Source organism: Micromonospora sp. NPDC049801 (assembly GCF_040656575.1).
Taxonomy (GTDB): domain Bacteria; phylum Actinomycetota; class Actinomycetes; order Mycobacteriales; family Micromonosporaceae; genus Micromonospora.
Genome location: NZ_JBFAMS010000020.1, coordinates 57,151 through 76,414 on the forward strand (window position 1 = coordinate 57,151; position 19,264 = coordinate 76,414).

14 protein-coding genes and 1 pseudogene are annotated in these 19,264 nt (G+C 71.9%); 11 read left to right on the forward strand and 4 right to left on the reverse strand.

All coding sequences use genetic code 11. The features are described 5' to 3' along the window. Window positions 1-270: 270 nt before the first annotated feature. Window positions 271-1,986, reverse strand: a complete 1,716-nt coding sequence (locus AB0I89_RS29180) for a beta-N-acetylhexosaminidase (RefSeq protein WP_357133379.1) — start codon at window positions 1,984-1,986, stop codon at window positions 271-273. A gap of 274 nt (window positions 1,987-2,260) precedes the next feature. On the opposite strand from AB0I89_RS29180, the gene ppdK reads away from it, so the two are divergent. From ppdK to AB0I89_RS29200, 4 genes are all read left to right on the forward strand, one after another. Then, a complete protein-coding gene (ppdK, locus tag AB0I89_RS29185; RefSeq protein WP_357133309.1) occupies window positions 2,261-4,969 on the forward strand; it encodes a pyruvate, phosphate dikinase in 2,709 nt (902 codons plus the stop codon). A 155-nt stretch (window positions 4,970-5,124) separates the two neighbouring features. Further along, the gene (locus AB0I89_RS29190; RefSeq protein WP_357133311.1) at window positions 5,125-5,478 is read left to right on the forward strand and encodes a VOC family protein; all 354 of its coding nucleotides are present in this window, start codon (window positions 5,125-5,127) and stop codon (window positions 5,476-5,478) included. Between the two features lie 48 nt (window positions 5,479-5,526). Then, window positions 5,527-6,762, forward strand: a complete 1,236-nt coding sequence (locus tag AB0I89_RS29195; protein WP_357133313.1) for a deoxyguanosinetriphosphate triphosphohydrolase — start codon at window positions 5,527-5,529, stop codon at window positions 6,760-6,762. Window positions 6,763-6,776: 14 nt separating this feature from the next. Beyond that, complete coding sequence (locus tag AB0I89_RS29200) at window positions 6,777-7,607, forward strand: siderophore-interacting protein (protein ID WP_357133315.1); 831 nt, start codon at window positions 6,777-6,779, stop codon at window positions 7,605-7,607. Between the two features lie 12 nt (window positions 7,608-7,619). Here AB0I89_RS29200 and AB0I89_RS29205 read toward each other — a convergent pair whose 3' ends face one another. Next, window positions 7,620-8,807 (reverse strand): low temperature requirement protein A, encoded by a 1,188-nt coding sequence (locus tag AB0I89_RS29205; RefSeq protein WP_357133317.1) that lies wholly within the window; start codon window positions 8,805-8,807, stop codon window positions 7,620-7,622. A 114-nt stretch (window positions 8,808-8,921) separates the two neighbouring features. On the opposite strand from AB0I89_RS29205, the pseudogene dnaG reads away from it, so the two are divergent. Both dnaG and AB0I89_RS29215 read left to right on the forward strand, forming a co-directional pair. Continuing rightward, window positions 8,922-10,824 (forward strand): annotated as a pseudogene (dnaG, locus tag AB0I89_RS29210) (DNA primase). Then, window positions 10,825-11,361 (forward strand): hypothetical protein, encoded by a 537-nt coding sequence (locus AB0I89_RS29215; protein ID WP_357133319.1) that lies wholly within the window; start codon window positions 10,825-10,827, stop codon window positions 11,359-11,361. A gap of 7 nt (window positions 11,362-11,368) precedes the next feature. Here the strand turns inward: AB0I89_RS29215 and AB0I89_RS29220 are convergent, their stop codons facing one another. Then, on the reverse strand, window positions 11,369-12,388 hold the full coding sequence (locus AB0I89_RS29220) for a TAXI family TRAP transporter solute-binding subunit (protein ID WP_357133321.1): 1,020 nt from the start codon (window positions 12,386-12,388) through the stop codon (window positions 11,369-11,371). Beyond that, on the reverse strand, window positions 12,385-14,514 hold the full coding sequence (locus tag AB0I89_RS29225; protein WP_357133323.1) for a TRAP transporter fused permease subunit: 2,130 nt from the start codon (window positions 14,512-14,514) through the stop codon (window positions 12,385-12,387). Before AB0I89_RS29225 ends, AB0I89_RS29220 begins: the two co-directional genes overlap by 4 nt. A gap of 514 nt (window positions 14,515-15,028) precedes the next feature. On the opposite strand from AB0I89_RS29225, the gene AB0I89_RS29230 reads away from it, so the two are divergent. From AB0I89_RS29230 to AB0I89_RS29250, 5 genes are all read left to right on the forward strand, one after another. Further along, a complete protein-coding gene (locus AB0I89_RS29230) occupies window positions 15,029-15,961 on the forward strand; it encodes an ABC transporter ATP-binding protein (RefSeq protein ID WP_357133326.1) in 933 nt (310 codons plus the stop codon). 128 nt (window positions 15,962-16,089) lie between these two features. Next, complete coding sequence (locus AB0I89_RS29235) at window positions 16,090-16,194, forward strand: DUF397 domain-containing protein (RefSeq protein ID WP_357133381.1); 105 nt, start codon at window positions 16,090-16,092, stop codon at window positions 16,192-16,194. A gap of 201 nt (window positions 16,195-16,395) precedes the next feature. Continuing rightward, window positions 16,396-17,196 carry an ABC transporter permease gene (locus AB0I89_RS29240; RefSeq protein WP_357133328.1) on the forward strand — a complete coding sequence of 267 codons (801 nt, stop codon included), beginning with the start codon at window positions 16,396-16,398 and terminating at the stop codon, window positions 17,194-17,196. 9 nt (window positions 17,197-17,205) lie between these two features. After that, window positions 17,206-18,015 (forward strand): ABC transporter permease, encoded by an 810-nt coding sequence (locus AB0I89_RS29245; RefSeq protein ID WP_357133330.1) that lies wholly within the window; start codon window positions 17,206-17,208, stop codon window positions 18,013-18,015. 65 nt (window positions 18,016-18,080) lie between these two features. Next, window positions 18,081-19,232 (forward strand): YihY/virulence factor BrkB family protein, encoded by a 1,152-nt coding sequence (locus tag AB0I89_RS29250; protein ID WP_357133332.1) that lies wholly within the window; start codon window positions 18,081-18,083, stop codon window positions 19,230-19,232. Window positions 19,233-19,264: the final 32 nt, after the last annotated feature.

Sequence of the window (19,264 nt, forward strand, 5' to 3'; positions counted from 1 at the left end):
CCTGGCGGGTGTTCCCGGGGGCCGCGACCCGGGGTCGCGGTGGCATGGGAGGTATAACGATCCCGCCCCGCCCGCGATTCCGCCGCCGGGGTGTCGTCCGCCACGGGACGATCGCACCACGGCCGCCCAAACCGCCCGCCCGGACCGGATGTTCCGCCGCCAACCGTGGTGATCGACTCGACGTCGGGGATGTTGGGGTATCCGGGTGGGCGGGACACCCCGATATCGGCGAACCCGAGTCGATCATCCCCCGGACTAGGTGCCGTGTCGTCAGCGTTCGGCGGTGTCTGCCTTGGCGGCGGGGCGCTGGCCCGGGATGGTCGGAATGGCCGGCCAGGGGATCTCGGGGCTGCGGTGGAAGGTGATCCCTGCGGTGGACCAGCGCGGGCCGTGTCCGGCCAGCCGGTCCCGGAAGCCGGCCCAGTCGTGCGTCGCCCGGGGCGACCAGCCCAGCTCGGCGATGGCGGGGAGCCGGGGGAGCAGCAGGAACTCGATGTCGGCCAGCGAGGTGACCGATTCGGTCCACAGCGGGGCCTCCACGCCGAGGACGGCCGTGCTGGGCACGCCGTCGACGTGTGTGCCCGGATCCCAGTCGTACGCGCGGCGTACGTCGATGAGGCCGGCCCAGTCGTGCCCGATCGGGGTCTCGTCGGCGTACTTCATGTCCAGGTACGCGTGGTTGCCGGGGGAGACGATCAGTCGGGCGCCCCGGCGGACGGCGTCGGCGGTGGTGGGGTCGTCGGTGTCCGTACCCCACCACTGCAGGACCCGCCCGTCGACGTGGGCGGCCGGGGCGAGCTGATGCCAGCCCACCACGGTCTTGCCGGTGTCGGCGACGAGTCGCTGCGCCCTCTGCACGAAACCGGTGTAGACCTCGCCCTTGACCTTGAACGCCTCGTCGCCGCCGATGTGCAGCCACGGCCCCGGGGTGAGGGCGGCGACCTCACCGAGTACGTCGGCGATGAAGTCGTACGTCTGCTCGTCGGCCGGGTCGACGTAGCTGAAACCGACCTCGGTGCCGGTGTACGGCGCGGGCGCGACCTTGTCCGGCGCGAGGCGCGGGTACGCGACGAGCGCCGCGTTGGTGTGGCCCGGAAGGTCGATCTCCGGGACGACGGTGACGTGCCGGGCGGACGCGTACGAGACGATCCGCCGGTAGTCGGCCTTGGTGTAGTGCCCGCCGGGGCCGCCGCCGACCTCGCTCGCCCCGCCGACGGTGGCGAGCCTCGGCCAGGAGTCGACGGCGATGCGCCAGCCCTGATCGTCGGTGAGGTGCAGGTGCAGGTGGTTGAGCTTGTAGCGGGCCAGGTGGTCGATCACCCGCAGGACGTCCTCGACGGCGAAGAAGTGTCGGGCCACGTCGAGCATCGCGCCCCGGTACGGGAAGCGGGGACGGTCCAGGATCGTGCCGCCGGGCAACGCCCAGCGGGCAGCCATCGGCGTCGGGCTCTCCACGGCGGCCGGGAGGAGCTGCCGGAGCGTCTGGACGCCGTAGAAGAGACCGGTGGCGGTCGCGGCGATGACGCGTACCCCGGTGGTGGTCACGTCGAGCCGGTAGCCCTCCGCCCCGAGGTCGGCGCTCTCGCCGGGGGTGGGGGGCGTCGTCGGGGTCGTGCCGGCCAGGGTGAGCGTCACCGTGCCGGTCGACTCCGTCGCGAGGGTGTCGGCGACGGGCAGCGGGAAGCCGGTCGCCGGGCGCAGCAGCTGGGCCAGGTGGTCGGCCACCTCCCGGGCGCCCGGGTGGGCGGTGACCCGGATGGCGGTGTCCCCGTCGAGCACGAACGTCACCCCCGGGTCCGCGTCGAGGAGTTCCGGTGCCGGCACGACGTTGTCGAGGCCGACCGGCGGGGCGAGCAGGTCGTCACCGGCCGCCCGAGCGGCGAGCGCCGCCAGGTCACCGGCCTCCGGCTGGTGCGCGGGCAGCGCGATCCCGTCGGCGGCGGCGGGGTGAGCGGCGGTGCTCGGGTCCGGGGTGGGGGAGGAGATCGGGAGGGAGGACACGACGACGGCTCCGGAAGGGGTTATTTCGCGTCGGATATGGCAAAAGCGAGCTTCGGCAGATCCAGTGGCGTCAACAATACGAGGACCGGGGATATTGCGTGATTGTGCGCGTGGAAGCGTTCCCAAAAACCGGTACGAACGCGGATAGTCGTGATAGCTGTGCCTATTGTCACCGAACGGTCCCAGGCCACCCGATCTTCGCTTAACCTTCGCCCTGAACCTTCGTTAAGTGTCAATCCGGCGCGCGTGGGAGGCTCTGGTGGCAGCGCAAGAGACCGACGAACACAAGTACGTCTACGACTTCTCCGAGGGCAACAAGGACCTGAAGGACCTGCTCGGAGGCAAGGGCGCCAACCTCGCCGAGATGACCAACCTCGGCCTGCCCGTGCCGCCCGGCTTCACCATCACCACCGAGGCGTGCCAGGCGTACCTCGCGACCGGCCGGGAGCCCGACGGCCTCGCCGGTCAGATCGAGGCGCACCTGCAGGCGCTGGAGCGCGAGATGGGCAAGCGTCTCGGCGACCCGGGCGACCCGCTGCTGGTGTCCGTCCGTTCCGGCGCGAAGTTCTCCATGCCCGGCATGATGGAGACCGTCCTCAACGTCGGCCTCAACGACCAGAGCGTGGTGGGGCTCGCCGCGCAGGCGGGCCAGAACGACCGCTTCGCCTGGGACTCGTACCGCCGACTCATCCAGATGTTCGGCAAGACCGTCTGCGAGGTGCCGGGCGAGGAGTTCGAGCACGCCCTCGACGAGATCAAGAGCGCCAAGGGTACGCACAACGACCTGGACCTGGACGCGGACGATCTGCGAGGGCTCGTCGACGCGTACAAGAAGATCTTCGCCAAGCACACCGGCCGGGAGTTCCCACAGCAGCCGCGTGAGCAGCTCGACCTGGCCATCCGCGCCGTCTTCGAGTCGTGGAACGCCGAGCGCGCGGTGCTCTACCGCCGCCAGGAGCGCATCCCGGCCGACCTCGGCACCGCCGTCAACGTGGTGACCATGGTCTTCGGCAACCTCGGCCCGGACTCGGGCACCGGGGTCGCGTTCACCCGGGACCCGGGCAGCGGCGCGCAGGGCATCTACGGCGACTACCTGGCCAACGCCCAGGGCGAGGACGTGGTGGCCGGCATCCGCAACACGGTGCCGTTGCAGGAGTTGGAGCGGCTGGACAAGTCCTCCTACGACGAGCTGTTGTCGATCATGGCCCGGTTGGAGGAGCACTACCGGGACCTGTGCGACATCGAGTTCACCATCGAGCGCGGCAAGCTGTGGATGTTGCAGACGAGGGTCGGCAAGCGGACGGCCGCCGCCGCGTTCGTCATCGCCGGGCAGCTCGTCGACGAGGGCCTGATCGACGAGGACGAGGCCCTGCACCGGGTCAACGGCGCGCAGCTCGCCCAGCTCATGTTCCCCCGCTTCCAGCTCGACCACGAGTTCGAGGCGGTCGCCACGGGCATCGGCGCGTCACCCGGCGCGGCGTCCGGCAAGGTGGTCTTCACCTCCGCGCGGGCCGTCGAGCTGGCCGCCGAGGGTGAGTCGGTGATCCTGGTCCGCCGGGAGACCAACCCGGACGACCTGAACGGCATGATCGCCGCGAAGGGCATCCTCACCTCGCGCGGCGGCAAGACCAGCCACGCCGCGGTGGTGGCCCGGGGCATGGGCAAGACCTGCGTCTCCGGCGCGGACGAGATCGACGTCAACGTGCCCGCGAAGCGGTTCACCGTGGCCGGGCAGACCGTCGACGAGGGCGACGTCGTCTCCATCGACGGCACCACCGGCAAGGTGTACCTGGGCGAGGTGCCGGTCATGCCGTCGGAGGTGGTGCAGTACTTCGAGGGCAGCCTCGACGACGAACACGTCGACAACCCGCTCGTCCGGGCCGTACACCGGATCATGACGCACGCCGACGGGAAGCGGCGGCTGGCGGTCCGCACGAACGCCGACACCGGCGCGGACGCGGCCCGCGCCCGGCGCTTCGGCGCCGAGGGCATCGGGCTGTGCCGCACCGAGCACATGTTCCTCGGTGACCGGCGCGAGCTGGTGGAGCGGCTGATCCTGGCCCGCGCCGAGGGTGAGCGCGGCGAGGCGCTGGCCGCGCTGCTGCCGATGCAGCGGGCCGACTTCGAGGAGATCTTCCGCGAGATGGACGGCCTGCCGGTCACCGTCCGGCTGATCGACCCGCCGCTGCACGAGTTCCTACCGCCGCTGGAACAGCTCGCGGTCAACGTGGCGGTCGCCCAGGAGCGCGGCGAGGACGTGGCCAAGGAGGAGGCGCTGCTCGCGGCCGTCCGGCGGATGCACGAGGAGAACCCGATGCTCGGGCTGCGGGGCGTACGCCTCGGCCTGGTCATCCCCGGCCTGTTCGCGATGCAGGTCCGGGCCATCGCCGAGGCCGCCGTCGCGGTCGTCCGCGCCGGCGGCAAAGCCTGCCCCGAGATCATGGTGCCGCTGGTCGGGGCCGTGCAGGAGTTGGAGACGGTACGCGCCGAGGCCGAGAAGATCATCGCCGAGGTGGTCGGGGACAGCGGCGTCGAGGTGCTGATCGGCACCATGATCGAGGTGCCCCGGGCGGCGCTGACCGCCGGTCAGATCGCCGAGGCCGCCGAGTTCTTCTCGTTCGGCACCAACGACCTGACGCAGATGGGCTGGGGCTTCTCCCGGGACGACGTCGAGGGCGCGTTCTTCTGGCGGTACCTGGAGCTGGGCATCTTCGGCATCTCGCCGTTCGAGTCGATCGACCGTGACGGCGTCGGCCGGCTGGTGCGGATCGCCGCCGAGGAGGGGCGGGCCGCCCGCCCCGGGCTGAAGCTCGGCGTCTGTGGCGAGCACGGCGGCGACCCCGACTCGGTGCACTTCTTCCACGAGGTCGGCCTGGACTACGTGTCCTGCTCACCGTTCCGGGTGCCGGTCGCACGCCTGGAGGCTGGCCGCGCGGCCGTGCAGACCGACGGCTCGGACAGTCGCTGACGCGTGACGCCGTGGCGGACCCGGGCGACCGGGCCGCCACGGCGCCCCACCACCCGTCGCCGCGTCGGGGGCACGTCAAGGAGCCGTGACGGGCGTAACCTTGGCTCGCTCGCAACGGCCGATTGTCTACGCCGTCGAACGGGAAGGGTGACTGAATGACAAGCGTCTGGGAGAGCCTCACCGTCGATGCCCGTGATCCGGCACGGTTGGCCCGCTGGTGGGCCGAGGCGCTCGGCTATCAGATCATTTCCGACAAGCCGAGTGGCGTGGAGATCCGCCAGTCGCCGGATCGGTCCCCCGCGATCTTCTTCGGCCCGGTCGCCGAGGGCAAGGTACGAAAGAACCGGCTCCACCTGGACCTGCGTCCCGCCGACCGGGAGGCCGAGGTCGAGCGCCTGGTCGACATGGGCGCCCGGCACGTCGACATCGGTCAGGGCGACGTGGAGTGGACGGTGCTCGCCGACCCGGAGGGCAACGAGTTCTGCGTGCTGCCTGAGCGCGAGGAGTGAGCCGGTTTTGCGAGCCCCGCAGTCGCGAACAACAGCGGCTGAGTGAAAGTGAGCGTTGATCCGGCCGACCGGTTGGTGGCGGAGCCGCCCAAGGACACCGGCCACCGCCGGTCGCCGTACGAGCGTGATCGTGCCCGGGTGCTGCACTCCGCCGCGTTCCGCCGGTTGGCCACCAAGACGCAGGTGCACACCGCCGGCACCGACGACTTCCTACGTACGCGGCTGACGCACTCGTTGGAGGTGGCCCAGATCGCCCGGGAGATGGGCGCCCGGCTGGGCTGTGACCCGGACGTCGTCGACGTCGCCGGGCTCGCCCACGACCTGGGGCACCCGCCGTTCGGGCACAACGGCGAGGCCGCGCTGGACCTGCTCGCGTCGCCCTGCGGCGGCTTCGAGGGCAACGCGCAGACGCTGCGGGTGCTGACCCGGCTGGAGGCCAAGGTGCTCGCCCCGGACGGGTCGTCCGCCGGGCTGAACCTGACCCGGGCGTCGCTCGACGCGATCGGCAAGTACCCGTGGCCGCGCCGCCCGGGGCAGCGCAAATTCGGGGTGTACGCCGACGACACGGCGGTGTTCGAGTGGCTCCGGGCCGGTGCGCCGGGAGACCGGCGCTGCCTGGAGGCGCAGGTGATGGACTGGGCCGACGACGTCGCGTACTCGGTGCACGACGTCGAGGACGGCATCCACGGCGGGTACGTCACGCTGCGTCCGCTGCTCGCCGACGCCGACGAACGGGCCGCGCTCTGTGCCGACGTGGCCGCCACGTACTCGGGGGAGTCCTCGGCCGATCTGGCCGAGGTGCTGGTCGCGTTGCTGGCCGACCCGCTGCTCGCCCCCCTCGCCGCGTACGACGGCAGCCATCGTGCCCAGGTCGCGCTGAAGGCGACCACGAGCGGGCTGACCGGCCGGTTCGTGTCGGCGGCGGTGGAGGCCACCGAGCAGCGGTACGGCCCCGGCCCGCACCGCCGGTACGCCGCCGACCTGGTGGTGCCGAGGCGGGTCCGGGCGCAGTGTGCGCTGCTCAAGGGCATCGCCCTGCGGTACGTGATGCGGCGCAGCGGGTTCCGGGGTCGCTACGAGCGCCAGCGGACGATGTTGGCCGAACTGGTGGCCGCGCTGGTGCGGCGGGCGCCGGACGGGCTTGATCCGATCTTCGCCCCGCTGTGGCGGGCCGCGCCCGACGACGACGCCCGGCTGCGCGTCGTGATTGACCAGGTCGCCTCGCTCACCGATCCGGCGGCGGTGAGCTGGCACACCCGTCTGGTGGACAGCTCGACTACTTAGGTTAGCCTAACTGCATGACGGAACGCCCCAGGAACGTCACCTCGGTCCGGGTGCTGCGCACCGAACGACCCACCCCGCACCTGATCCGGCTCGTCCTCGGTGGGGACGAACTGGTCGGCCTGCCGGTGGGCGAGTTCACCGACCACTACATCAAGCTGGTCTTCCCGCAGCCCGGTGTCGCGTACCCCGAGCCGCTCGACCTCGTCGCGATCCGCCGGGACATGCCCCGCGAGCAGTGGCCCCGGCTGCGCGCGTACACCGTGCGCCGGTGGGACCCGCGCGCCGGCGAGCTGACCGTCGACGTGGTGCACCACGGCGACGAGGGCCTGGCCGGGCCGTGGGCCGCCGCGCTGCGCCCCGGTGACCCGGTGCACTTCGTCGGCCCCGGCGGGGCGTACGCGCCGGACCCGGACGCGGACTGGCACCTGCTGGTCGGCGACGAGAGCGCCCTGCCGGCGATCGCCGCCGCGCTGGAACGGCTGCCGGTGGGCGCCCCGGCACACGTCTTCGTGGAGATCGCCGACCCGGCGGACGAGCAGAAGTTGCTCAGCCCCGGAGCGGTCACGCTCAGCTGGCTGCACCGTGGCGAACGCCCGGTGGGCGAGGCGCTGGTCGACGCGGTGCGCTCACTGGAGTTCCCGGCCGGCCAGGTGCACGCCTTCGTGCACGGCGAGGCGGCCTTCGTCCGGGAGCTGCGCCGGCTGCTGCGCGGCGAGCGCGGTGTGCCGCTGGACCGGCTCTCCATCTCCGGCTACTGGCGGCGGGGCATGGACGACGAGGGCTGGCGCTCGTCGAAGCAGGAGTGGAACCGGCAGGTCGCCGCCGAGGAGCCGGCCACCGCCTGAGCGCCGGCCAGCTCAGTCCTCGGCCGTCGTGGTGAGTCGTCGGGTGAGCAGCACCGCGTACCCGACGACCGCCACCGAGAGCAGGGACAGCATCAGCTTCGGTCCGTGCACCGCCGCGGTGATCAGGATGGCCGAGCCCACGCCGTAGCCGGCGATGCCCAGCCGACCGATGCTCGGCCGGTTCCACACCCAGTGCAACGCCAGCCCGCAGAGCACCCAGACGGTGAGCGTGGCCGCCAGCAGGAGCCGCAGCTCCATCGGCAGCCGGACCACCTCGTCGTCGGCCAGCCGGACCGTCTGCCCGAGTGCCCAGCCGAGCAGCAGTAGCGCGCCGCCGAGCGGAATATGCAGGTAGGCGTACGTCTGGCCGCCGCGCAGCCGGCGCTGTGACTCGCGGGTGGTGACGAAGGTGGTGTAGACCCACCAGACGGCCGCCGGCACCAGGAAGGCCAGTCCCGCCGTGACGATCATGTGTGGCCGCGGATGGTCGGGCACCGCGAAGAGGAGGCTGGCCAGCGCGCTGCCCAGCACGATGATGGTGAACTGCCCGATCCGTTCCGGCAGGTGCTGGTCGTCGACCGGAAACCGGTTCAGCCAGCGCTTGCCGACCCACGGGGTGGCCAGCTCGATGAGCATCGCGACGATCCACAACGTCGGGCGCGTGTCGGTGGGTACGGCCAGCGAGGCCAGCCAGATCAGCCAGCTCGACCCGAAGCCGCACAGGTAGATCGTGGTCACGGTACGGGCCATCGGGCTGGTCGGGCGGGCCCGCAGATACAGCAGGAGCAGCACACCCCGCACGATCAGGTAGCCGACCGGCAGGAGCACGCTCTCCGGCACCTCGTCCACCCCGAGCGTGATCGTTCCCGCGCCGACCAGCGCGACCAGCACCAGGATCCGGTGCGGTACGTCGTCCGGGTCGAAGCGGGTGTCGTAGAACACCTGGCCCAACCAGGCCCACTGGACCACGACGAAGAGCCCCAGCACGGCCAGCACGGCGCTCGGCGACGGTGTGGGGTCGTCGCCCAACCGGCGTGTCACCGCCGCCAGCGCGTACACGAAGATGAGGTCGAGGAACAGCTCCAGCCAGGTGGCGTGCCGTTCGCCGGTCTCACTCGCGCGCGGGCCGGACCCCCGTATCCGCAGCCGGCCGGCCACCCAATCCGGTGGCCGGGGCGTGTTGGCGCGTACCCTGCGCATCTGGTCATGGTCCCCGCGCGGACCCGCCGGCCGGGCCGGAACGGACGAGTCCGATGGCGGCCCCCGCCACACCGGCGTCCCCCGGACGGCGTCTCGTCGGCCCGGCAGGGCAGGATGTACGGCGAGGGGGTGGCGCATGGCTGGGCGGATCCGGGACGAGGACATCGCGCTGGTCCGGGAACGCACCTCGATCGGGGATGTGATCTCCGAGACGGTCACCCTGAAGTCCGCCGGGGGCGGCAACCTCAAGGGCCTGTGCCCGTTCCACGACGAGAAGAGCCCGTCGTTCAACGTCTCGCCGGCCCGCAACGTCTGGTACTGCTTCGGCTGCGGGGCCGGCGGCGACGCGATCAAGTTCCTGATGGACGCGGAGCACCTGAGCTTCGTCGAGTCCGTCGAGCGGCTGGCCGGGCGTGCCGGCATCCAGCTCCGCTACGTCGAGGACGACCGGGGCGCCCCGCGTCCGCGCCCGCAGCAGGGCCAGCGCCAGCGACTGGTCGCCGCGCACGCCGCCGCCGTCGAGTTCTACCGGGCGCAGCTCAGCACCGCCGGGGCCCGACCGGCGCGCGAGTTCCTGGCCCAACGTGGATTCGACCGGGCCGCCGCCGAGCGCTACGGGTGCGGGTTCGCGCCGGAGGGCTGGGACCTGCTCACCAAGCACCTGCGTCAGCAGGGCTTCACCCACCAGGAGCTGGTCACCGCCGGGCTGTCCCGGGAGTCCCGCTCGGGCACGCTGATCGACCGGTTCCGTCGTCGGCTGCTCTGGCCGATCCGCGACCTGGCCGGCGACGTGATCGGCTTCGGGGCGCGCAAGCTCTTCGACGACGACGACGGCCCGAAGTACCTGAACACCCCCGAGACGCCGATCTACAAGAAGTCGCACGTGCTCTACGGCCTCGACCAGGCCAAGCGGGAGATCGCCAAGCAGGGCCGGGTGGTCGTCGTCGAGGGCTACACCGACGTGATGGCCTGTCACCTGGCCGACGTGCCGACGGCGGTGGCGACCTGCGGCACGGCGTTCGGCGCGGACCACATCGGGGTGCTGCGCCGGCTCCTGCTGGACACCGACTCGGTGGCCGGCGAGATCATCTTCACCTTCGACGGGGACGCCGCCGGTCAGAAGGCGGCGCTGCGGGCGTTCGGCGACGACCAGCGCTTCGTCGGGCGGACGTTCATCGCGGTCAGCCCCGACAACATGGACCCGTGTGAGCTGCGCCTGGCCAAGGGTGACCTGGCCGTGCGGGACCTGGTCGCCCGCCGTGAACCGCTCGTCGACTTCGCGCTGCGGCACGAGATCAGCCGCTTCGACCTGGACACCGTCGATGGCCGGGTGGAGGCCATGCGCCGGGCCGCGCCGCTGGTCGCGCAACTCAAAGACCGGGAAAAACGCCCAGAGTACGTCCGCAAGCTCGCCATGGACCTCGGGATGGAGATCGAGCCGGTGCAGCGGGCCGTGCTCGCCGCCGCCAACACTCCGCCGTCCGGCGGCCGGGACGCCGCGCCCGCTGCACGGCCCGCCCCGGCCCACCCCGAGCCGGCGGTGGACAGCCCACAGTCGATGGTCGAGCGCGAGGCGTTGAAACTCGCCCTGCAACAGCCCGTGCTGGCCGGGCCCATGTTCGACGCGGTCGAGGCCAGCGAGTACCGCCACCCGTTGCACGTGGCCGTGCGCGCGGCCGTGGCGGCGGCCGGCGGGGCCGCGTCGGCGACCGGCGGCGCGGTCTGGATCGAGAAGGTCCGCGACGCCAGCGAGGATCTGGCCGCCGCCGCGCTGGTCGGCGAGCTGGCCGTGGAGCCGCTCCGTATCGACGGCGAGCCCGACCCGCGCTACGTGTCGATCACCATGGCCCGGGTGCAGTTCGGGTCGGTGACGGCCCGCATCCGCGACCTCAAGTCGCGGATCCAGCGGATCAACCCGGTCAACAACAAGGACGAGTACTTCGCCGCCTTCGGGGAGCTGCTGTCGCTGGAACAGCACGCCAGGGCGCTGCGCGAGCAGGCCGCGGGAGGGCTCTAGATGGGACTGTTCAGCCGCAAGCCGAAGCTGCCCCCGGCCGACCGGCCGCCGTTGGCCGCCGACGAGCGGGTACTCGCGTGGGCGGCGGTGGGCAACGGCGAGGGCGACGGCGTCGTCGTGGCCAGCAACCTCGGGCTGTGGCTGCCCGGTCGGGGGCACCGCATCGGCTGGCACGACCTGATCAAGGCGGTCTGGTCCGGTCGGGAGCTGACCGTCACGCCGGCCGAGACCGTCGTCGAGCGTGACGGCTACCTCGTGGTCGCCGACGGGCCGGCGGAGACGTACCTGCTGCTCGACCCCGGTGAGCTGCCACACCAGGTGCGCGCCCGGGTGACCCGTTCCGTCGCGTACACCGAACACCACCCGGTGCCCGGCGGCGCGGCGCGCGTCGCGGCCCGTCGCGCGGCCGGGGCCGACGGTCTGACCTGGACGGTCCGACTCGACCCCGGCACACCGGCGGACGACGAGGCGCTGCTCGCCGAGACCGACCGCCTGGTCGGCGTGGCCCGCGCCGCCACCGCGCCGACCGACCTCTGACCGACGGTCACCTCGCTCCCAGGTCGTTCAGCGCCTTCTCGGCGCCCCGGTGCAGCGGCACCGGCAGGGTCCGGCGGGCCTTCTCCAGCGTGATCCCCTTGGCCGCCGGGTTGGCCTGGGCCAGGGCGTCGCGCTTGTCGAACACCGTCCGGGTGATCACGCAGGCGACGTTGGCGTCCAGGTCCTCGCGAACCAGCAGCACGTTCGGCACGACGATGGTCGGGGTGTCGCTCGCCGTCCGGTAGACGTCCCGACCGATCGTGCCGGCCTGATAGCCGGGGCCAAGCGCGGTCAGCTTCGGCAGCAGCGTCGAGATGTCGACGAACGTCACCGTGTCACCGGCGGTGGTGAACAGGTCCGTCAGGCCACTGGTGGGCAGGCCACCGGACCAGAAGAAGCCGTCGATGCTGCCGTCCTTGACGCCGTCGACCGTCTTGGCGAGGTCGAGTCGCTGCGCCCGGACGTCCTTGGCCGGGTCGAGTCCGGCGGCCTCCAGCAGCCGGTTCGCGATCACCTCCGTGCCGGACTTCGGGGAGCCCGTGGAGATCCGCTTACCGCGCATGCCGGCGACCGAGGTGATTCCGGCGTCCTTGCGGACCACCACCTGCGTGTAGTTGTCGTAGAGACGGGCCAAGGCCCGCACCGGCTGTGGGGCGGTGAAGCTGCCCTTGCCCTCGACCGCGTTGACCGCCGTGTCGAACAGCGAGAACGCCACGTCGTACTGGCCGCCGACCAACTGCTCCACGTTCTGCACCGACGCGCCGGTCTCGGCGGCGGTGCCGGTGAGCTTGCCGCCGGTCGCCCCGGACAACTGCCCGGCCAGGGCGTTGCCGACCGAGTAGTAGACGCCCGTCGAGTTGCCGGTGGCGATGCCCACGCGGGTCTCCCGGGTCACCTCGCAGGTGACCGCACTGGCCGTGTCGTCCGTGGCCGCGCCGCCCTGCTGGCCTCCGCAGCCGGTGACGCCCGCCAGGACGAGGGCGAGCGCGCCCACGCCCGCCGCGAGCCGTACGTCGGTTCGTCTCACAGTCTCTCCTCTGTTGGTGTTCGCGGTCGGCCCGCTGTTGGTGTGCGCGGTCGGCTCGTGGATCCGCGTCGGACGAGCACTCCCGCTGCCGCGATGGCGGCCAGCGCCACGCCCACCGCGACCGGCACGGGTTCGAGCCAGAGCAGGGTGACTCCGGCGACGGCGCCGAGCACCCGTTCCGGTGCGCCGGCGGGACCCACCCCGGGCAGCCAGCCACCGGCGGCGACAGCGAGCACCGCCACGCTGAGCGCCGTCACCACGGCCGCGACGGCGATCCGCGGTACGCCGCCGATGCCGAGCAGGCCCAGCCCGGTCGGGGTGATGACGAACGCGATCGGGGTGAGGTACGCCGGCAGCGCGTACCGCAGGGTCTGCCACATGGTCGGCACCAGCCGGCCCCCGGTGACGGCGGCCGCGGCCACGGCGGCGAGCGCGGTCGGCGGGGACACCTCGGACAGCACGGCGAAGTAGAAGACGAACATCGCCGCGGCGGGCGCGGCCACGCCCAGGTCGAGCAGGGCCGGGCCGACGATCACCCACCCGATCACGAACGAGGCGGTGACTGGCACGGCCAGGCCCAGCAGGCTGAGCGCGACGGCCGCGAGCAGCGCCGTGAGCACCAGGACCAGCGTCGGGTCGGCGGTGACCGCCTTCGCCCCGCCGATCAGCAGCGCCGCCGTCTGCGGCCCGAGCCCGGTCTTCGTGGTGGTCGCCGTGATGATGCCGGCGGCGGCACACACGGCGGTGACGGCGAGCACCCCGCGTACGCCGGTGACCAGGGCGGTCACCAGCCGGGCCGGGGTGAGCCGGTGGGCGCGGTCCAGCCACGACAGCACGGCGGTGAGGACGATGGCGAACACCACGGCCCTCGTCGCGGAGACGCCGACCGCGAGGAACACGATGATCGCGATCAGCGAGGCGAAGTGGTAGCCGAAGCGGCCCAGCAGCCGCCACGGTGAGCCGACATGGAGCGCGACCGGACGTACGCCGGAGCGGCGGGCGTCGATCTCCACGGAGAGCAGGATGCCCAGGTAGTAGAGCACCGTCGGCACCGTCGCCCAACCCAGCACCTGAAGGTACGAAACGCCCAGGTACTCAGCGATGATGAACGCCGCCGCCCCGAGGGTGGGCGGGGACAGGATCGCGCCCACCCCGGCCGCCGCCAGCATGCCGCCGGCCCGCTCCGGTGGATAGCCGGCGCGACGCAGCAGCGGCCAGGTGACCGCGCCGATGCTCACCGTCGTCGCCGCACCCGAGCCGGAGACGGTGCCGAGCAGGAAGCCCGAGGCCACCGCCGTCCGACCGGCGGCGGTCCGGGAGCGGCGGAACGCGGCGGTCGACAGGTCGACGAAGAACCGCCCTGCCCCGGACAGCTCCAGCACCGCGCCGTAGATGGTGAACAACACGATGTACGAGGCGGCCACGTCCAACGGGGTGCCGTAGAAACCGCTGTCGGAGTTGTAGAACGCGTCGATGAGTTGACGGAAGTCGAGCCCGGCGTGCGCGACCGGCCACGACTGCGGCAGCAACCCGCCGTAGTAGCCGTACCCGAGGAACAGCAGGCCGACCGCCGGCAGGATCCAACCGGTCGTACGCCGGCACGCCTCCAGCAGCAGGAGCAGCAGCACGGTGCCGAGCACCAGGTCGGTCGGCGCGAGCAGGCCCTGCCGGTCGAGGAACGCGTTGTAGCCGCCGCCACCCGTACCGATCGTGATCGGCAGGACGGGATAGAGGCAGGCCGCCACGGTCAGCGCGGCCAGCAGCCAGTCGACGAGGGTGGGCCGGGTGCTGTCGGTGTGGTCGGGGCGTGCCGTGCCGTCGGTGGGCCGGGTGCTGTCGGTGTGGTCGGGGCGTGCCGTGCTGTCTGCGGGCCGGGTGCTGGCGGTGGCTTGTCGCCGCCGGCGCGGGCGGGTCCAGCGCGGCAGGTCGGCCGGGTAGGCGAGGAAGACCAGCGGGAGCACACCGGCCAAGAAGATGATCAGGTAGTACTTGCTGCCCTGTGCGAGCGGGCGGAACACCTGCCAGAGAGCGAGCGTGCCGACCGCCAGCGCCACCGTGCCGAGCAGGAGGGCCGCCGGACCGGCCAACACCCGGCCGGGCCTCTCGTCCTCGAACTGGGCCGCCACGTCCCTTGTGGCCCGCTCGGCGGCGCCGCCCGGCCCGGTCGGTTGTGCGGTCTCGGTTGGCTCTGCGGTGCGGGTCGGCTCTGCGGTCTGGGTCAGTTTCGCGGTCCGGGTCGGTTTCGCGGTCTCGGGCGGTTTCGCGGTGTCGGTCGGTTCTGGGGTCTCGGCGGTCGGCTCTGCCGTGTCGGCTGGTTCCGCGGCCTCGGCCGCTGGGCGCGGTCGAGGCGGCCTGTCGGCCGCAGTCGTGACGGGCTCGTCGGCAGGGCGCGTGTCGGGCCGGTCGGCGGGGCGCGTGTCGGGCCGGTCGGCGGGGCTCGTGTCGGGCCCGTCGGCGGGCGAGTTGGCTGGTCGGGCGGGTGACGGCGGACCATCGGGCGAGCTGGCGGGCGACACAGGGGGACGATACCTGTCGATCGGCCGACGGCGTGGGGCATTGATCGGCGTTTCGCTTCCGGCGGGTCAGGGCGCGCGGGTATTTGCCTGCAGGGATGTCGGACCCGGCGGTTAGGGTCGGGCGGTGACTACCGGGCGACCACTGATTCAGGCTCGTGGGCTGGTGAAGCGGTTCGGTGACTTCACCGCCGTGGACGGCATCGACGTCGAGGTGCAGTCGGGTGAGGCGTTCGGCTTTCTGGGACCGAACGGCGCGGGCAAGTCCTCCACCATGCGCATGGTCGGTTGCACCTCGCCGCCGAGCGCCGGTGAGCTGCGCATCCTCGGCCTGGATCCGGTGGCCGACGGGCCGGCGATCCGCGCCCGCCTCGGGGTGTGCCCGCAGCTCGACAATCTCGATCCGGAGCTGACCGTCCGGGAGAACCTGACCGTCTACGCCCGCTACTTCGGCATCTCGCGCCGGGCGGCACGGGCGCGGGCCGCCGAGTTGCTCGACTTCGTCCAGCTCACCGAGCGGGCCGACAGCAAGGTCGATCCGCTCTCCGGCGGGATGAAACGACGCCTGACCATCGCCCGTGCTCTGGTCAACGACCCGGACATCGTGCTGCTCGACGAGCCGACCACCGGGCTCGACCCGCAGGCGCGGCACCTGGTGTGGGAGCGCCTGTTCCGGCTGAAGCAGCAGGGCGTCACGCTGGTGCTCACCACTCACTACATGGACGAGGCCGAGCAGCTCTGCGACCGGCTGGTGGTGATGGACGGCGGTCGGATCGTCGCCGAGGGTTCGCCCCGGGCGCTGATCGAGCGATACTCCACCCGCGAGGTGGTCGAGCTGCGCTTCGCGGCCGAGTCGCAGGCGCCGTTCGCCGACAAGCTGGCCGGGGTGGGGGAGCGGGTCGAGGTGCTGCCCGACCGCGTTCTGCTCTATGTGCCCGACGGCGACGCGGCGGTCGCCGAGGTGACCGCGTCGGGTTTGCAGCCGGCGAATGTGCTGGTGCGCCGCAGCAGCCTGGAGGACGTCTTCCTGCACCTGACCGGCCGCACCCTCGTCGACTGACCCTGGTGCCGGTTGCCGCCGCCGGCCGATCGGTGGCGGTGCGGGGTGGGCCCGGGGGCGATCGGTGGCTGCTCAGCAACAAACCTGCCGGCGTGTCGTGCTGCTGAGCAGCCAACGACCATCGGGCTCTGGCCCAGGTGCGTGACTCGAAGGACCCGGACGGCCCGGTGCTCGTCTTCGAGCCCGACAGGTGGCGCGCCTTCATCGCGTCCGCCGCTGCCCGTCGAGCATGATCCATCACGCGAGCGGCCCCCGCTGGGGGTGATCCCCTCGATTTCCCGGATGTCGGGGCTTTCCGTGGCCGCCGACACCGCGACTTCCAGGAAGTCGAGTCGATCACGCAATCGCGGCGACGGGCACGGCGTAAGCGGCTCGCGGTATGTCGTACCCCTTGGGTAGACAAGGTCGTGGTCGACGCGGGTGGAGGTGGCGCGGTGAGCGTGGCGGAACGGACGCGGGCGAGACCGGGACCGCCGTGGGCGCCGGCGTCCGCGGTGTTCGGCTACTACCTGGTCGGGCTGCGGCGCACCTGGCGGGCCGGGGTGTTCTCGTCGTTCCTGCTGCCGCTGCTGACCGTGCTCGGGTTCGGCGTGGGCGTCGGGGGCTACATCGACCAGGGTGTCGGCGGGGTGCCCTACCTGGAGTGGCTGGTTCCCGGGCTGATCGCCTCGACCGCGCTCCAGGTGACCGTGGGTGACTCGACGTGGCCGGTGTTCAGCAACTTCCAGTGGGTCAAGAGCTACCAGGCGCAGAGCGCGTCGCCGCTGCGCGTGGGCGACATCCTGGCCGGGCACCTGGCCTTCGTGCTGTTCCGGGTGGTCACCACGATCGCGGTGTTCCTGCTGGTCACCGGGTTGTTCGGGGCGCTGCGGTCGCCGTGGGCGGTGGTTACCCTGCCGGTGGTGGCGTTGCTCGGTCTGGCCGTGGCCGCGCCCACCTTCGCGTACGCCGCGGCGGTGTCCAGCGACAACTGGTTGGCCATGCTGTTTCGGTTCGCGGTCATCCCGATGAGCCTGTTCGCCGGGGTGTTCTTCCCGGTCGAGTCGCTGCCCGAGGCGCTGCGCTGGCTGGCGTACGCCACGCCGCTGTGGCACGCCGTCGATCTGTGCCGGGCCGCCACGCTCGGTGTCGCTCCACAGTGGTCGATCGTCGGGCACCTGCTCTACCTGGCCGCCTGGGCGGTCGCCGGGTGGCTGCTCGCGCTGCGCGCCTTCCGCCGCAAGCTCGTCGTCTAGGGGGAACCCGTGGTCACGCTGGTCCTGCCCCGGCTGGTCGACGTCTCCGGCGCGTCCCGCCGGTCGGCGTCGGTGATCGGGCGCAACGTCACGGCCCTGAAGGCGGTCTACTGGCTGCTGTTGCTCTCCGGCTTCGTGGAGCCGCTGCTCTACCTGCTCTCCATCGGCCTGGGGGTGGGGACGCTGGTCGGGGACCTGCCGTTGCCCGACGGACGGCTGGTGTCGTACGCCGAGTTCGTGGCCCCGGCGATGCTGGCCTCCTCCGCGATGACCGGGGCGATCTCGGAGACCACATTCAATCTCTTCGGCAAGATGAAGTACATGAAGCTGTACGACGGGATGATCGCCACCCCGATCCGCCCGTTCGAGATCGCCCTCGGTGAGCTGGGCTGGGCGATGCTGCGCGGCAGTGCGTACTCGGCGGCGTTCCTCGGGGTCATGGTCGCGCTCGACCTGACCACCGTGACCCGGGCCGTCACCGCGCTGCCGGCGGCGGTGCTGGTCGGGTTCGCGTTCGGTGGGCTCGGCATGGCGGTCGCCACCGTCATGCGCAGTTGGCAGGATTTCGACCTGGTGGGGTCGGTCCAGTTCACCCTGTTCTTCTTCTCGGGCACGTTCGTGCCGGCGCAGGCCTACCCGACCCTGCTGCGCTGGCTGGTCGAGGTCACTCCGCTGTACCGGGCGGTGCACCTGCTCCGCGGGCTCACGGTGGGCACCGGTGGCTGGCTCTGGCTGCTCGACGTGCTCTACCTGCTGGGAATGATGGCGGTCGGTCTGCTGGTGGCCTCGCGCCGGATGGGCAGGATGCTCTACAAGTAGGGGGTTATCCAAGGCCGTCGACGGGGCATGTCCGCAGGTGACACCGCCGACGACGAGGAGGGGCGATGGCCTCGGACGAGTCTTCCGCCCAGCGTGAGCGCCAGCACAGCGCCCGTGACGACACCGCCCACGACAGCCCCGTGCACGACAGCACCCCGGGCGGCCGCACGGCGCGCGATCGCAAGCACGGCCGGAGCGAGCATGACCCCCGCACGCGCGCCCGCACCGAGCGGGACCGGGCCAGCGCGCCGGTCGGGGCGGTCGGGCCGGACGCGGGCCCGGACAGCCCCACCGACCTGCCCGGCAGCGGCTGGAAGGCGGCGCTGCGTCGTACGGTCCGCGAATTTCAGGACGACAGCCTGACCGACTGGGCGGCGGCGCTGACCTACTACGGCGTGCTGTCGATCTTCCCCGGGCTGCTGGTGCTGATCTCGATCCTCGGCCTGCTGGGCACCAGCGCCACCGAGGGTGTCAAGGACACGGTCAACCAGGCGGTGCCGAACGACAGCATCCAGAAGATCATCGAGGAGGCCATCAAGCAGGCGCAGGGCAACGGCGGGCTGGCCAGCGTCGCGGCGATCATCGGTCTGCTGGCGGCCTTCTGGTCGGCGTCGGGCTACATCGCCGCGTTCATGCGCGCCTCGAACACCATCTACGACGTGCCGGAGGGCCGGCCGATCTGGAAGACCCTGCCGATCCGGGTCGGCGTGACGGCGGTGATCGGCGTACTCCTGCTGGTCAGTGCGGTGATCGTGGTCTTCACGGGCCGCCTCGCGGAGGTGGTCGGCGACGCCATCGGCGTGGGCTCCGAGGCGGTCGCGGTGTGGAACGTGGCCAAGTGGCCGGTGCTGCTGCTCCTGGTCAGCCTGATGTTCGCCATCCTCTACTGGGCCTCGCCGAACGCCCGCCACGGCGGGTTCCGCTGGATCAGCCCAGGTGGCGTGCTGGCCGTGGTGATCTGGCTGGTGATCTCGGGTCTGTTCGCCTTCTACGTGGGCAACTTCGGCTCGTACAACAAGACGTACGGGGCGTTGGCCGGCGTGATCATCTTCCTGGTCTGGCTGTGGCTGAGCAACATCGCGATCCTGCTCGGGGCCGAGTTCGACGCGGAGTTGGAGCGCGGTCGGGCGATCTCGGCCGGGCATCCCGTCGACGAAGAGCCGTACGTCGAGCTGCGCGACGACCGCAAGCTCCGCAAGAAGGACCGCACCGCCTGATCGACACCACATCGCCGACCTGGCGGCATCCC